Here is a 14,089-nt window from a genome sequence, read left to right as displayed (position 1 = left end):
CCTAGCCGCGCGTCCCGAGCGCCTGGGCCAGGTCGGCGACCAGGTCCTCGGCGGTCTCGATGCCGACGCTGAGGCGGACCAGGTCCGCGGGGACCTCGAGATCGGTGCCCGCGACGCTCGCGTGGGTCATCCGGCCCGGGTGCTCGATGAGCGACTCGACGCCGCCGAGGGACTCACCGAGGGTGAAGACCCGGGCGCGCTCGCAGACCTGGAGCGCCTGCTGCTCGCCGCCGGCGACGCGGAAGGACACCATGCCGCCGTACCGCTTCATCTGCCTGCTGGCGGTCGCGTGGCCCGGGTGCTCCTCGAGGCCGGGGTAGATCACCTGCGTCACGTCGGGGTGGCTGCTGAGGAACTCCACGACCCGCTCGGCGTTGTCGCAGTGCCGCTCCATCCGCAGGGCGAGCGTCTTCAGCCCGCGCAGCACCAGCCAGGAGTCGAACGGGCCGGCCACCGAGCCCATGGCGTTCTGGTGGAAGGCGATGCTCTCGGCCAGCTCGAGGTCGCGGACGACGAGCGCACCGCCGACGACGTCGGAGTGGCCGCCGCAGTACTTCGTCGTCGAGTGCACGACCACGTCTGCGCCGAGGGTGAGCGGCTGCTGGAGGTACGGCGAGGCGAAGGTGTTGTCGACGACGAGGAGCGCGCCCGCCTCGTGTGCCACACCGGCGAGCGCCTCGATGTCGGCGATGTTGAGCAGCGGGTTGGTCGGCGTCTCGATCCACACCATCTTCGTGCGGCCCGGCTCGATCGCGGCGCGGACCGCGTCGACGTCGGAGACCGCCGCGGTGGTGTGGTCGACGCCCCAGACCTTGACGACCTTGTCGAAGAGGCGGTGCGTGCCGCCGTAGGCGTCGTCGGGGAAGACCACGTGGTCGCCGGCCTTGAGCGCCGAGCGCACGAGGGTGTCCTCGGCCGCAAGGCCGGAGGCGAACGCGAAGCCCCGCTCCCCCTCCTCCAGCGCGGCGATGTTGCCCTCCAGCGCGGTGCGCGTGGGGTTGCCCGACCGGCTGTACTCGTAGCCGCCGCGCAGTCCTCCCACGCCGTCCTGCTTGTACGTCGACGTCGCGTAGATGGGCGGGATGACCGCACCGGTCGCGGCGTCGGGCTCGTAGCCCGCGTGGATCGCCCGCGTCTCGAACCCTGCCTTCTGCTGCTGTTCGCTCACCCCGTGAGGTTACCCACGACCGGCGACGTCCAGCGGGGCGGGAACGTCTCGACCGGCCGCGGTGTTGGACCTGGTGCCAGGATCGGGACGACCCCCAGGAGGCCCACGTGTTCTTCGCCCGCAAGCAGACCCAGCTGATCGACGCCGAGCAGACGCTGCCCGGCCGCACCGAGCGCTGGTTCGACCTGACCGACAAGCACCTGGTGCTGGGCACGCCGGTCGTGACCGACGAGGCGCCGGCCGGCCTCGAGGTGGCGGTCTTCGGGCTCGGCTGCTTCTGGGGCGCCGAGGAGATCTACTGGCAGCAGCCCGGCGTGTGGTCGACGTCGGTCGGGTACGCCGGCGGCACGACGCCGCACCCGTCGTACGAGGAGGTGTGCTCGGGCGCGACGAACCACACCGAGGCCGTGCGCGTCGTCTTCGACCCCGCGGTCGTCTCCTACGCCGACCTGGTCAAGATCTTCTTCGAGGTCCACGACCCGACCCAGGGCATGCGCCAGGGCAACGACGTGGGCACGCAGTACCGCTCGGCGCTGTACTTCACCAGCCCCGAGCAGGAGCGGGTCGCCCGCGAGCTGACCGAGGTGTACGGCGCCGAGCTGCGCCGCCGCGGGCTGGGCGAGATCACCACCGAGATCCGCGAGGTCCCGACGTACTACTACGCCGAGGACGTGCACCAGCAGTACCTCGCGAAGAACCCGCACGGCTACCGCTGCCACGCCAACACCGGCGTGAAGTTCCCGCAGACCGCCTGATCGACCGACGACGGGCCCCCGCCTCGCAGGCGGGGGCCCGTCGTCGCTCGCGGGCGGGGCTCAGGAGAGCCACTCCACGAGGTGCTCGGTCGCGGGGCCGTCGTCTGCCCCGGGCTCCACGCCCGGCGCCGGCTCCCCACCCACCTCCTGGATCGTGCTCCACAGCGTGAGGTCGGACCCGTCCGGCACCGGCTCCCGGCTGGTCCAGAGCGACGTCGCGGCCCCCACCGCCCACAGCTCCCCGCTCACCGGGTCCAGGACGTAGGGGCCACCCTCGCCGCCGGAGACCACCGCGACCCGGCCCCCGTCGCCGATGTGCCCGCCGACGCCCGCGTCGTCGATGGTGAGGACCCGGTCCCCCTCGGTGGTGACGACCTGCAACCGGTCGCTCGAGCGGCCGCAGACCTGGCCGAGCAGCAGCCGGTCCCCGATCCGCTCCAGCGCCTGGACGCCGCAGCCCGGGTCCAGGTGCGGGTCGATCGACTGCTCCTCCCCGGAGACCAGGTCCCGCACGTGCACGCGGGCCGCCGTCCCGGTCGACCCGTCGGACCAGGTCAGCTCGTCACCGGTGACGTCGAGGTCACCCACCACGGTCGCGTGCTCGTCGCGGACGTCCGAGCTGTCGTCGAGCGACACCGACCAGAGCTCGTGCTCGGCCTGCCCCGGCTCGGTGTAGAGCGTGAGGTAGAGGCGCCCGTCGTGCTCGGTCGGGCTGTACGCCTGTGCCGGGGGCAGCCCGGGCCAGCGCATGGTCGACCAGGTTCCGGCGGCGCGGTCGAGGACGCGCACGGCCAGCCGCTCGTCGGACCAGTGGCTCTCGCGGAAGACCAGGCGGTCCTCGCCGAGAGCGATCGTCGAGGTCTCGTCGAGGGGCTGGGGACCGCCGGGCAGCCAGCTCGTCGCGCCGTCGGACGGGTCGACGATCCCCACCGGCGTGCGACCGCCTCGCCCGGTGGACGCGCGGAGGACGACTCCCTGACCGTCGTCGGTGACCCCCACGAACCTCTCGGCCCGTCGGCGGTCCTCCAGGCGGCTGGCCAGCACGCGGTAGTCGGTGCCCTCGACCGCGGGCCGGGCCTCGTCGAGCGTCACCGACGGGCCGGCGGAGCCGTCCGTCGCGGGCGCCGGGCCGTCGGGTCCCGGCCCGCCGACGGTCGCACCGACCACGGCCACCATCGCCGTGGCTGCGGCGACCGACGCGACCGTCGCCGCGCGGCGGTGGCGGCGCCGGCGTCCCCCGAGCCGCACCACCTCCGTGAGGTCGAGGTGGTCGGGCGGCTCGGTGGCCGACGTGTCGTGCAGCAGCTGCCTGAGCTCGTTCACGGGTACCTCCGGGTGCCGGGGATGGCGAGCTCGTCGGACGACGCGCTCTCGAACATGTCGCGCAGCGAGGCGAGGCCTCGGGCGGTCTGGCTCTTGACCGTGCCCTCGCGGCAGCCGAGGACCGCCGCGGTCTCGCGGACGTCGAGGTCCTCGAAGTACCGCAGGACGACGCAGGCCCGTTGCCGCCGCGGCAACCGGCCGAGGGCCGCCATCAGCGCCGCCCGGTCGGTGACCGCGGCGGCGACGTCCTCACCCGACGCCAGGGTGACGTCGGCCTCCACCGGTCTCTCCCGGCTCGAGCGGCGCCGGCTCGCGTCCAGGAACGCGCTGACCACCGCGCGCCGCGCGTAGGCCATCTCGCCGCCCTGCCGCTCCAGGCGGGGCCAGTTCGTGTAGACCCGGACCAGCGCCTCCTGGACGTGGTCGGAGGCCCGGTCCCAGTCGCCGCACATGAGGTACGCCGTACGTCGGAGCCGGCCGCGGGCGGCCACCGCGAACTCGGTGAACCCCTCGTCGGTGCGGTCCCGTCGCCCGGTCACCGGTCGCTCCTGCTCAGCTGCACGCCCCATGAACGAGGTGGGCGGCGGATCGGTTGCACGCCCACGGCCAGGTCGTGCTCCCGGCGACGCCACGCCCGGACCGCCCCGACGGGTGCCCACCCCGACGGCATGATGGAGTCATGACCGAGCTCCCGCGCAAGGCGGTCGCCCGCACCGCTCGGCTGGCGGCCCTGCCGCTCGGCTTCGCCGGGCGCAACGCACTCGGGCTGGGCAAGCGCCTCGGCGGCCGGCCGGCCGAGACGGTGATGACCGAGATCCAGCAGCGCACGGCCGAGCAGCTCTTCCGCACCCTCGGCGAGCTCAAGGGCGGGGCGATGAAGTTCGGGCAAGCGCTCTCGGTGCTCGAGGCGGCCCTGCCCGACGAGCTCGCCGGTCCCTACCGCGAGCAGCTCACCCTGCTGCAGGACTCCGCTCCCCCGATGCCCACCTCCACCGTCCGAGAGGCGCTCGCCCGGGACCTCGGCCCCGGCTGGCGCGAGCAGCTGGTCTGGCTCGACGGCGGGCCGACCGCGGCCGCCTCCATCGGCCAGGTCCACCGCGGCCGCTGGCACGACGGGCGCGAGGTCGCGGTCAAGGTGCAGTACCCCGGCGCCGGCGACGCCCTCCGCTCCGACCTGCGCCAGCTCGCGCGGCTCGCCCGCACCGTGGGCTCGGTCGTGCCCGGCGTCGACATCAAGCCGCTGGTCGCCGAGCTGCAGGCGCGCGCGGTCGACGAGCTCGACTACCGGCTCGAGGCGGAGGCGCAGCAGGTGTACGCCGACGCGTTCGCCGGCGACCCCTACATCGCGGTCCCGGGCGTGGTCGCCGTCGGCGAGACCGTCCTGGTCACCGAGTGGCTCGAGAGCGAGTCGTCCCTCGCGGCCGTCATCGCCGGGGGCACCCGGGAGGACCGCGACCGCTTCGGCGAGCTGTTCGCCCGCTTCCTCTTCGCCGGGCCCGAGCGCACCGGCATGCTGCACGCCGACCCGCACCCCGGGAACTTCCGCGTCGTCCGGGACCCCGACGGCGGACCGGCGAGGATGGGCGTGCTCGACTACGGCGCCGTCGCCCGGCTGGAGACCCAGGGCCTGCCGGAGGCCATGGGCACGCTGATCCGGCTCGCCGCGGCCGGCGACACCCAGGGACTGGTCGAGGGCCTGCGCGCGGAGGGCTTCCTGCGCCCCGGCATCCAGGTCGACCCCGAGCTGGTGCTGGAGTACCTCGCGCCGTTCGTCGAGCCGACCCAGGTCGAGCGGTTCCGGTTCTCCCGGGAGTGGATGCGCGAGCAGTTCCAGCGGATCAACGACCCCCGCTCCCCGACGTACACGCTGGCGATGAAGCTGAACCTGCCGCCGTCGTACCTGCTCATCCACCGCACCTGGCTGGGTGGGATCGGGGTGCTCAGCCAGCTCGAGGCCGAGGCGCCGTTCCGCGCGATCCTGGAGGAGCACCTGCCCGGGTTCGCCGGCTGACTCAGGCCGGCGGCGGCACGTCGGGCACGCGGTCGGTGATGCAGTACGCCGGCCCCACGGGCGGCCGCAGCACGGTCCACTCCTCGAAGACGCCCGCCACCTCCGCGCCGAGGGCCGCGTGCCGCGCGGTCTCGGCGGCCCGGTCGGTGGTGGCGAGGTCGAGGTGCGCGGTGACCTGCTCCTGGTCGTCGTCGAGGCGCTGGACGAGGACCTGGAGCGGGAGCTGCGGCGGGCGCGTGAGCCGGTGGAACTCCGAGCCCGACGACTGCACCGGCCAGCCGGTCACCGCCGCCCAGAAGGCGAGCTCCGCGTCGTGCAGCCGCGGCGGCACGTCCAGGCACACCTGGTCGACCGCCGAGGTGTGCCCGCCCCAGTCGACCGGTGCGGGTCGCACCACCGCACGGTGGGTGACGAAGCAGAACGGCAGCCCGCCGGGCGAGCGGAGGACGGCGTACTCCCCCGGCCGCACGAGCGTCGCACCCTCGGCGACCGCACGCTCGACGGCCGGCCCGACCTCGGCCACGTGGAGGTCGAGGTGGATGCGGGAGGGACCCTCCCCGAGGCGCTGGACCCGCAGGTGGTCGTCGCCGTCGGCGGGCAGCAGCGTGGCGAACTCGCCGTCGTCGCCGCGGGTGGTGGAGACCCCGTAGCCGGTGACGGCCGCCCAGTGGGCGAGCCCGCGCTCGAGCTCGTCGGGGGCCAGGTCGAGGAACGCGCTGAGCCAGGACGGGTGCACGCCCACCAGCCTAGGGAACGTCGACCCAGCGCTCACCGGCGTTCCGGGCCGACGCCGCCCCGTGGGTCAGCTCGGCCAGGAGCGCGTGCAGCCGGTCCTCCTCCTGCGGGGCGACCCCGACGGTCAGCTCGACGGCCGCGGCGTACGCCGTGCCGAGCACCGCCACGCCACGCGTGCGCAGCTCGGTCTCGACCCGTCCGGCGTCCGCGTGGGCGACCTCGACGACCAGCTCCCGGCGCAGCTCGCGGCGCAGGGTGCCGGCCGCCTCCAGTCCCGCACGCACCGCGTCGCCGTAGGCACGGACCAGACCGCCCGCACCCAGGAGGGTCCCGCCGAACCAGCGGGTCACCACGGCCACCACGTCGGAGACCTCGTTCCCGCGGAGCACCTCCAGCATCGGCGCGCCGGCCGTGCCGGCGGGCTCGCCGTCGTCGCTGGACCGCTCGACCGGGACCGGAGGCGGGCCCAGGACGAACGCGCTGCAGTGGTGCCGGGCGTCCCAGTGCTCCTTGCGCAGCGCCTCGACGACCGCCCGGGCCGCCGGCTCGTCCTCGACCCGGCGCAGGGTGCACAGGAAGCGCGAGCGCTTGACCTCGATCTCCGCCTCGGCGGCACGGGCCAGCGTGCGGTAGCCGCTCAGGACCACAGCCCGAGCACCTCGCCGCCGATGCGCACGACGAAGGCGGCGACCACCAGCACGAAGAAGACCCGGACGAAGCCCGAGCCGCGGCTCACGGCGGTGCGCGCGCCGAGGTACCCGCCGACGAGGTTGCACACGCCCAGGACCAGGCCGGTGCGCCACAGCACGGCGCCCTGAGGCACGAACAGCAGCAGCGCACCGAGGTTGGTGGCCCAGTTGGCCAGCCGTGCCTTCGCCGACGCCTCGAGGAAGCCGTAGCCGAGCAGCCCGACCAGCGCGAAGACGAAGAAGCTGCCGGTGCCCGGGCCCAGGGCGCCGTCGTAGAAGCCGATCACGAAGCCCACGAGCATCGCCAGGCCGACGTGCTGGTGGCCGCTGAAGCGCAGCGAGGTGGCTTCGCCCAGCCGCGGCCTCGCGAGCACGTAGGCGCCGACGAGCACCAGCACGACCAGGACGATCGGCTCGAACGCCTCCCGCGGGACCTGCGAGGCCGCCAGCGCTCCGAGGAACGCACCGGCCAGCGCGAGCGCCATCATCGGCAGGAACGTCCGGGGGTCCGGCCGGACCCGTCGGTAGTACGTCGCGGAGCTGACGGTGGTGCCGCAGATCGAGCCCAGCTTGTTGGTCGCCAGGATCTCGACCGGCGAGGCGGCCGGGAGACCCACCAGCAGCGCGGGCAGCTGGATGAGTCCCCCGCCGCCGACCACCGCGTCCACGAAGCCTGCGGTCAGCGCCGCCAGCCCGAGGAGGGCCAGCACGGTCAGCGTCGGGTCCTCCACCGGGAGGACGCTAGTCGCCGGCCGGTCAGGCGGTGTGGGCGGCCTTCTTCTGCCGGCGGCCGGTCAGGACCAGGGCGATGCCGGCCAGGACGCACAGCGCGCCCCCGATGAACCCGACGAGCGGCACCGTCTTGGTGAGCAGGTCGACGCTGGCGATGTTGTCCTCGGCGTCGGCGACGTTGTCGGCGACCTCCTCGTCGGTGTACTGGATCTGCAGGTCCAGCACCTCGGTGCCGTCGGCGAGGTAGCGCTGCTGGTCGATGACCTGCTTGATGATCGCGCCGGTGCGCGGGTCGACGGAGTACTCCTTGCGGTCGGAGTAGAGGCCGTCGATGTCGCTGCCGAGGTCGATCGGGGCGCGCTCGGTCTCGGTGACGTAGACGTTCACGTCGAGGCCGTCGATCTCCTCGGTGCGGTCGAAGCGCGCGGTGACCGGCTCGTCGATCACGTTGTCGTAGACCTCGTAGTCCTTCTCCTCGGCGTCGAAGGGCCACTTGTTGACCAGGCCCTCGAAGGGCTCGACGTCGTCGGGCAGCTCGGAGCCGTCGACCGCCAGCGCGGTCTCCCGGTCGGTGGCGAAGGTCTCCTCGCCGGCGGAGATCAGCCGGTCGTCGTCGTCCGCGACGCAGTCGGGCGTCTCCCCGTCGACCTCGACCAGGCAGGTGGCCTGCTTGAAGTAGACGGTGTCGTCGTCCGAGGCGTCGGTGTCGGACTTGGTGGTGCTGGTGTACTTCACCTCGAGCTCGCGGGTCTCCCCGGTCGAGGTGTTCAACCGCTCCGCGGTGCCGGTCAGGTCGGTCTTCTGGTCGACCTCCACCGGCGTCTTCTTCACCGCCCCCGGTGCCCAGGCGACACCCAGGATCCCGGCCACCAGCAGAAAGGCGCCCAGCCCCAGCAGAACTCGTCCCACGATCACACGCACGTTTGCTCCCGTACCTCTCCCTAGAACCCTCAGGGCGGAAAGTTACCGTGTGGTAGCCGTCACCCCCGAATCGGGTGTGACCTGGACCTCCCACCTAGGGTCCGAGGCATGCGCATCGTCTCCCTGCTCCCGTCGACCACGGAGGTCCTCTTCGCCCTCGGCGCGGGCCCCGACGTGGTCGGCGTGACCTTCGAGTGCGACCACCCGCCCGAGGCGCGGGACCGCCCGATCGTCTCGACGTCGGCGATGCCACCCGGGCTCCCGCCGGCCGAGATCGACGCGTACGTCGCGCGGGCGGTGGCGGCCGGCGAGGACCTCTACCACCTCGACGAGGGCGCGCTGGCGGGGCTGGACGCCGACCTGGTCGTCACCCAGGACCTCTGCGCGGTGTGCGCGGTCGACGTCTCGGTCGTCGACGACGCGCTGGCCCACCTCGGCTGCACCGCGGACGTGCTGACCGTCGACCCGCACACGCTGGAGGAGGTCCTGGACTCCTTCCTGCGGCTCGGCGCGGCCACCGGGCGCACCGCCGAGGCCGAGGCGCTCGTCGCCGCCACCCGCGCCCGGCTGGCGGCCGTGGCCGCGCACGTGGCCGGCCGCCGACGGCCCCGGGTCGCGGTGCTGGAGTGGACCGACCCGCCGTACGCGCCGGGCCACTGGATCCCCGAGATGGTCGAGCTCGCCGGCGGCACGTGCGTGCTGGGAGCGGCCGGGAAGAAGTCGGAGCGGGTCACCTGGGAGACCGTCCGCGCGGCCGAGCCGGAGGTGTACGTCGTCGCGCCGTGCGGGTTCGACCGGGCCGGCGCGCAGGCGCAGGCCGACGCCCTGCTGGCCGCCGGGCTGCTCCCCGCCGGAGCCCGCGTGCTCGCCGTCGACGCCGACGCCTCCTGGGCCCGCCCCGGCACCCGGCTGGTCGACGGCGTCGAGGAGCTGGCGGGTTTCCTGCACGGGTGGGGCGCGACGCAGGGGTCCCCGGTCCACCGGTGACTCCCTCGCTTCCCGGGGCAGATCTGCCCCGGGAAGCAAGGTACTGCCCCGGGAAGCCGCCGCTCGGCACCGTCGGTGGTCGCCGGTAGGACGGTCCCCGTGCGTGCCGAGTGCCTCGTCTGCTTCACCACCCGCCAGGTCCTGCTGGAGGGGTGCGACCACACGCTGCGGTGGGTGGGGACGTTCCGGGAGCTGCGGTCGCCCGCCGCCACGGGTCTGGAGAAGAGGGTCGCGTCGTGCGACTGCGCCACCCTCGAGCGGTGGACCCTGGGGCGGCACCTGCTCGTGCGCGACGTGCGCACCGACGAGCTCGAGCAGCCGCCTGAGGCGCCCCGCTGCGCCGGGGTCGGCGCGACGTCGACGCACCCCTGCGCGAACTGGGAGCGGGTACGGCGTCAGCCGACCCAGAAGCCCCGCCCGCCGAACCAGCCGCCCAGGTCCCCGGAGCCACCGGCCCCGCCGGACGAGCCGCCCCTGCTGCCGAGGTAGGAGCCGACCACGGCCGCGCCGAGGTCGTCGAGCTCCGGCGCGACGACCCGGCCGTCGACCCGGCGGGCCATCGACTCGATGAAGCGGGCCAGGCCGGGGTCCTCGCCGAGGCGGAAGAAGGTGGTCTGGGCACCGAGCCGCCCCGCGTTGTCCAGCTCGCGCACGGCGTACGCGACGGTCAGCGGGTGCGGCGGGTAGCTGAACCACACCTCGCCGCCGGGCTCGAGGTGGGAGGTCGGCTCGCCGTCGGTGACGATCAGCAGCACCGGCTGGGCGTTGGGGTGCTTGCGGAAGTGGCGGTTGGCGAGCAGCAGCGCGTGGTGGAGGTTGGTCCCCTTGTCCCACATCGCGTCCAGCGCGGTGAGCTGCTCGATGTCCATGACCTCCGCGTGCCGGCCGAAGCCGATCAGCTGGAGGTGGTCGCCGCGGAAGCGGGAGCGGATCAGCGTGTGCAGCGCGAGCGCGGTGCGCTTCATCGGCACCCACCGGCCGTCCATCGCCATCGAGAACGACGTGTCGACCAGCAGCGCGACCGCGGCCTGCGTCCGGGCCTCGGTCTCCTGGACCTCGACGTCGCCGATCTCGACCAGAGGTCCGCCCGGGTCGCCGGCGCGCCGCAGGACCCCGTTGAGCACGGTGCGGGTGACGTCCCACGGCTCGGTGTCGCCGAACGCCCACTCGCGGGTGGCCCCGGAGCGCTCGCCGGCAGCGCCCGCGCGGTCCATGTCGCGCTGGCCCTGGCGGCCCGAGAGCCGCTGGGCCACGTCGCGCAGCAGCGCCTTGCCGAGCTGGCGCATCGCCTTCGGCGTCAGCCGCAGCTGCCCGGAGGAGTCGCGCTTGAGGGTCCCGGAGTCGCGCAGCGCCTTCTCCAGCTGCTGCAGCGTCCGGGCGTCGGCGGCGGCCTGGTCCCCGAGCTGGCGGGCCAGCTTGTCGAGGTCCAGGTCGTCCATCCGGGCGCCGCCGTAGGACTGCGAGAGCTGGTCGGACAGCTCGTCGAGGTCGGCCAGGTCCTGGAAGACCCCGGTGCCGTCGCCGAGGCCGAGTCCCTCCTCGCCGTCCATCCGCTCCGAGCCGCCCCAGTCCTCGTCGGGACGCAGCGCCTGCAGGTTCGAGTCGAGCTGGGACAGGGAGTCCATCAGCTCGGGGCTGCCGAAGGCCTCGGCCGCGAGCGCGTCGAGCTCGTCGCGCTGCTCCTGGGTCATCGAGTTGCGCATCCGCTGGGCCGCGGCCGCGCGTTGGGCGAGGGAGTCGAGCAGCTCGTCGACGTTCGAGGGACCCTCGGGGAAGAAGTCCCCGTGCTTGTCCATGAAGTCCGCGAACTGCTCGTCGGTGTCCTCACCACGGCGGTGCGCGTCGAGCAGCCGGTTGAGGTCCTGCAGCATCTCGTTGACGCGCGCGCGGTCCTCGTCGGTCGCGCCCTCGAGCGCCTGCTTCATGCCGGCGAACCGCTGCTCCAGCATCTCCCGCCCGAGCAGGTCCTTGATCCGCTCGTAGTCCTCGCGCGCCTGCCGGCTCTGCCAGTCGTACGACGACAGCTCGCTCACCGCGGCCGCGGGACTGCTCGGCAGGTTCTCCAGCTGCATCTCCCGGAAGGACCGGTCCGCGTCGTCCATCATCGCGTCGCGGGCCAGCTGCTTGCGCTCCTCCAGCACCGCCCGGTCGAGCAGCTCCTTGACCTCCTGCAGCGTCCCGTCGAGGTTGTGCCGCTGGAGCAGCTCGCGCCGCCGCTCGGCCACCCGCCGCGCCAGGTCGTCGAGCCCGCGCTGGTCCTGCCCGCCGCGGCGCAGGAACTCCTGCATCGCCCGCTCCGGGGAGTAGCCGGCCATGACGTCCTCGCCGATGGCGTCGAGCGCCTCGGCGAGGTCCACCGGCGGCGCGAGCGGGTCACCCCCCTCGTAGCGCCGGAACCGCGTGCGGTCCTTCATCAGCCGTAGACCGTCTCGGAGCCGTCGGTGTCCTTGCCGACCTTCCGCGCGAGGTAGAGGCCCTCGAGGGCGAGCTCGATGGCACCGGCGCGCTGGCCGTCGTTGGTGGCCCCCAGCCGGTCACAGATGTCGTCGTACAGCTCGGACTCGCCCAGCACCGGCAGGCCGGTCAGGAAGTCCCGGGCCGTGACCCGCTCGCCGGTGGTGACCATCGCGCCGTTCTCGATCGCGTCGACCAGCAGGCTCATGTCGAGCCCGCGCAGGTGGGTCCGGACGGTCTCGGCGGTGGCGGTGCGCAGCAGGTGCATCAGCACCTCCTCCTCGCGGCCCTCCTCGCCCGACTCGAACTCGACCTTGCCGCCGAGCACCTCGACCGCGGTCTCGAGGTCGACGACCCGGGCGACCGCCTCGTCCTCGCCGCGGCTGGTCGCGCGGTGGATCGCGGCGGCGGCGATGGTCTCGGCGCCCGCGATCGCAAAGCGGGCGGAGACGCCCGAGCGCTGGTCGACGGCGCTGGACTCGCGCAGGTTGCGGGTGAAGCGGGCGAGGATCTCGACGAGGTGGTCGGGGACCTCGGCGACGAGGTCGGCCTCCTGCCGGATGACGGCGACCTCGTCCTCGAGCGCCGTCGGGTAGTGGGTGCGGATCTCCGCGCCGAAGCGGTCCTTGAGCGGGGTGATGATCCGGCCGCGGTTGGTGTAGTCCTCGGGGTTGGCGCTGGCCACGACGAGCACGTCGAGCGGCAGCCGGAGCACGTAGCCGCGGATCTGGATGTCGCGCTCCTCCATCACGTTGAGCATCGCGACCTGGATGCGCTCGGCGAGGTCGGGCAGCTCGTTGATCGCCACGATGCCGCGGTGGCTGCGCGGGATCAGCCCGAAGTGGATCGTCTCGGGGTCCCCGAGGCTGCGGCCCTCGGCCACCTTCATCGGGTCCACGTCGCCGATCAGGTCGGCCACGCTGGTGTCGGGGGTGGCCAGCTTCTCGGCGTACCGCTCGTCGCGGTGCCGCCACTCGACGGGCAGGTCGTCGCCGAGCTCGGCGGCGCGCCGCCGGGAGACGTGGGTGATGGGGTCGAACGGGTGCTCGCCGAGCTCGGAGCCGGCGATGACCGGCGTCCACTCGTCGAGCAGGCCGACCATCGTGCGCAGCAGGCGGGTCTTGCCCTGGCCGCGCTCGCCGAGCAGGACGACGTCGTGGCCGGCGATGAGCGCCCGCTCGAGCTGGGGGACGACGGTGTCCTCGAAGCCGTGCAGGCCGGGCCAGGGGTCGCGGCCCTCGCGGAGGGCGGCGAGCAGGTTGTCGCGGATCTCGACGCGCAGGGGCCGGTGCACGTGGCCCGACGCGCGGAGCTCGCCGACGGTGGAGATCGTGGGAGCAGAAGTCACGCTTTCACGCTACTCAGCAGGCAAACCCGCGACCGGCCCCCGTACCGTCGGCACGTGAGCGCCCCGCCCCTGCGACCCCTGTGCCCCTGCGGATCCGGCGAGGCGTACGACGCGTGCTGCGGCCGGCTGCACCGCGGCGCCGCGCAGGCGGCGACCGCCGAGGAGCTGATGCGCTCGCGGTACGCCGCGTTCGCGCTCGGCGACACGGCGTACCTCTGGCGCACCTGGCACCCGCGCACCCGCCCCGACGACCTCGTCCTGGACGCCTCGCAGACCTGGACCGGTCTCGCCGTGCTCGGCTCCGGCGAGGACTGGGTGGAGTTCGTGGCGTCCTACGACTCCCCGGCGGGGCCGGGCGAGCTGCGGGAGCGGTCCCGCTTCGAGCGGCGCGCCGGTCGCTGGGTCTACCTGGACGGGGTCTTCGGGTGAGCACGGCGGACGTGGTGGTCCGGCCACGCCGGCCCGACGACGTACCCGTCCTGGTGGAGGTGCTGGCCGCGCAGCAGCCCGGCTCGCGCTACCCGATGCGGTGGCCGCTGCCGTTCCCCGTCGAGCGCTTCCTGGTCCGCGGGACCGAGGAGGCGGCCTGGGTCGCGGAGCTGGACGGCCGCGTCGTCGGCCACGTCGCCGTCTGCTCGGTCCCCGACCCCGAGGCCTTCGGGGTCCCCGGCGACATGGTCTCGGTCGCCGTGCTGTTCGTCGACCTCGCCGTCCGCGGCACCGGCACCGGCGGGCTGCTGCTCGACACCGCCGTGGCGTGGGCCCACGAGCACGAGCGCGTGCCGGTGCTCGACGTCGTCCCCCGCCACTCCCGCGCGATCGCGGTCTACCGCCACCGCGGCTGGGTCGAGGTCGGTCGGGTCCGCCCCGACTGGCTGCCGGTCGACGAGGACGACGTGGTCCTGATGACCCTGCCGCCCGGGCCTGTGGAGAGCGGCGGGCGAGCGGTGCCCGCCTGAACCAGAC

15 protein-coding genes are annotated in these 14,089 nt (G+C 73.9%); 6 read left to right on the top strand and 9 right to left on the bottom strand.

The features are described from left to right. Window position 1: 1 nt before the first annotated feature. Complete coding sequence (locus AB0N29_RS00715; RefSeq protein WP_302269920.1) at window positions 2-1,168, bottom strand: cystathionine gamma-synthase; 1,167 nt, start codon at window positions 1,166-1,168, stop codon at window positions 2-4. Window positions 1,169-1,275: 107 nt separating this feature from the next. Here AB0N29_RS00715 and msrA point away from each other — a divergent pair, with 107 nt between their 5' ends. After that, on the top strand, window positions 1,276-1,923 hold the full coding sequence (gene msrA, locus AB0N29_RS00710; protein WP_302269918.1) for a peptide-methionine (S)-S-oxide reductase MsrA: 648 nt from the start codon (window positions 1,276-1,278) through the stop codon (window positions 1,921-1,923). 60 nt (window positions 1,924-1,983) lie between these two features. Here the strand turns inward: msrA and AB0N29_RS00705 are convergent, their stop codons facing one another. Beyond that, a complete protein-coding gene (locus AB0N29_RS00705) occupies window positions 1,984-3,246 on the bottom strand; it encodes a hypothetical protein (protein WP_364863295.1) in 1,263 nt (420 codons plus the stop codon). Further along, window positions 3,243-3,785 carry a SigE family RNA polymerase sigma factor gene (locus tag AB0N29_RS00700; protein ID WP_364863293.1) on the bottom strand — a complete coding sequence of 181 codons (543 nt, stop codon included), beginning with the start codon at window positions 3,783-3,785 and terminating at the stop codon, window positions 3,243-3,245. Before AB0N29_RS00700 ends, AB0N29_RS00705 begins: the two co-directional genes overlap by 4 nt. A gap of 140 nt (window positions 3,786-3,925) precedes the next feature. Between AB0N29_RS00700 and AB0N29_RS00695 the strand changes: the two genes are divergently transcribed. Next, on the top strand, window positions 3,926-5,257 hold the full coding sequence (locus AB0N29_RS00695; RefSeq protein ID WP_364863291.1) for an AarF/ABC1/UbiB kinase family protein: 1,332 nt from the start codon (window positions 3,926-3,928) through the stop codon (window positions 5,255-5,257). Window position 5,258: 1 nt separating this feature from the next. Here the strand turns inward: AB0N29_RS00695 and AB0N29_RS00690 are convergent, their stop codons facing one another. Genes AB0N29_RS00690 through AB0N29_RS00675 form a run of 4 tightly spaced genes read right to left on the bottom strand, consistent with a single transcriptional unit; the run spans window position 5,259 to window position 8,322 of the window. Continuing rightward, entirely contained in the window at window positions 5,259-5,993 is a 735-nt protein-coding gene (locus AB0N29_RS00690) for a VOC family protein (protein ID WP_364863288.1), read from the bottom strand. Between the two features lie 10 nt (window positions 5,994-6,003). After that, window positions 6,004-6,639, bottom strand: coding sequence for a YigZ family protein (locus tag AB0N29_RS00685; RefSeq protein WP_364863285.1), 636 nt, complete (start codon window positions 6,637-6,639; stop codon window positions 6,004-6,006). After that, window positions 6,630-7,412 carry a TSUP family transporter gene (locus tag AB0N29_RS00680; protein ID WP_364863283.1) on the bottom strand — a complete coding sequence of 261 codons (783 nt, stop codon included), beginning with the start codon at window positions 7,410-7,412 and terminating at the stop codon, window positions 6,630-6,632. Before AB0N29_RS00680 ends, AB0N29_RS00685 begins: the two co-directional genes overlap by 10 nt. A 25-nt stretch (window positions 7,413-7,437) precedes the next feature. Then, window positions 7,438-8,322, bottom strand: a complete 885-nt coding sequence (locus AB0N29_RS00675) for a DUF3068 domain-containing protein (protein ID WP_364863281.1) — start codon at window positions 8,320-8,322, stop codon at window positions 7,438-7,440. A gap of 120 nt (window positions 8,323-8,442) precedes the next feature. Between AB0N29_RS00675 and AB0N29_RS00670 the strand changes: the two genes are divergently transcribed. After that, the gene (locus AB0N29_RS00670) at window positions 8,443-9,321 is read left to right on the top strand and encodes a cobalamin-binding protein (RefSeq protein ID WP_364863279.1); all 879 of its coding nucleotides are present in this window, start codon (window positions 8,443-8,445) and stop codon (window positions 9,319-9,321) included. 75 nt (window positions 9,322-9,396) lie between these two features. Continuing rightward, entirely contained in the window at window positions 9,397-9,810 is a 414-nt protein-coding gene (locus AB0N29_RS00665) for a DUF2695 domain-containing protein (RefSeq protein WP_364863277.1), read from the top strand. Here the strand turns inward: AB0N29_RS00665 and AB0N29_RS00660 are convergent. Together AB0N29_RS00660 and AB0N29_RS00655 are read right to left on the bottom strand one after the other, a co-directional pair. Further along, on the bottom strand, window positions 9,717-11,735 hold the full coding sequence (locus AB0N29_RS00660) for a VWA domain-containing protein (protein ID WP_364863275.1): 2,019 nt from the start codon (window positions 11,733-11,735) through the stop codon (window positions 9,717-9,719). The two genes, AB0N29_RS00665 and AB0N29_RS00660, sit on opposite strands and share 94 nt — an antisense overlap. Continuing rightward, window positions 11,735-13,123, bottom strand: a complete 1,389-nt coding sequence (locus tag AB0N29_RS00655) for a magnesium chelatase (protein ID WP_364863273.1) — start codon at window positions 13,121-13,123, stop codon at window positions 11,735-11,737. The genes AB0N29_RS00660 and AB0N29_RS00655 overlap by 1 nt, the downstream gene beginning before the upstream one ends. Window positions 13,124-13,192: 69 nt before the next feature. Between AB0N29_RS00655 and AB0N29_RS00650 the strand changes: the two genes are divergently transcribed. Both AB0N29_RS00650 and AB0N29_RS00645 read left to right on the top strand, forming a co-directional pair. Then, window positions 13,193-13,552: a YchJ family metal-binding protein gene (locus AB0N29_RS00650; protein ID WP_364865411.1), complete on the top strand. Its 360-nt coding sequence runs from the start codon at window positions 13,193-13,195 to the stop codon at window positions 13,550-13,552. Continuing rightward, window positions 13,549-14,082 carry a GNAT family N-acetyltransferase gene (locus AB0N29_RS00645; protein WP_364863271.1) on the top strand — a complete coding sequence of 178 codons (534 nt, stop codon included), beginning with the start codon at window positions 13,549-13,551 and terminating at the stop codon, window positions 14,080-14,082. Before AB0N29_RS00650 ends, AB0N29_RS00645 begins: the two co-directional genes overlap by 4 nt. Window positions 14,083-14,089 lie beyond the last annotated feature (7 nt).

It is taken from the genome of Nocardioides sp. NPDC092400, from assembly GCF_040684155.1.
Lineage (GTDB): Bacteria > Actinomycetota > Actinomycetes > Propionibacteriales > Nocardioidaceae > Nocardioides.
This window is presented reverse-complemented; position numbering and strand designations above follow the sequence as displayed.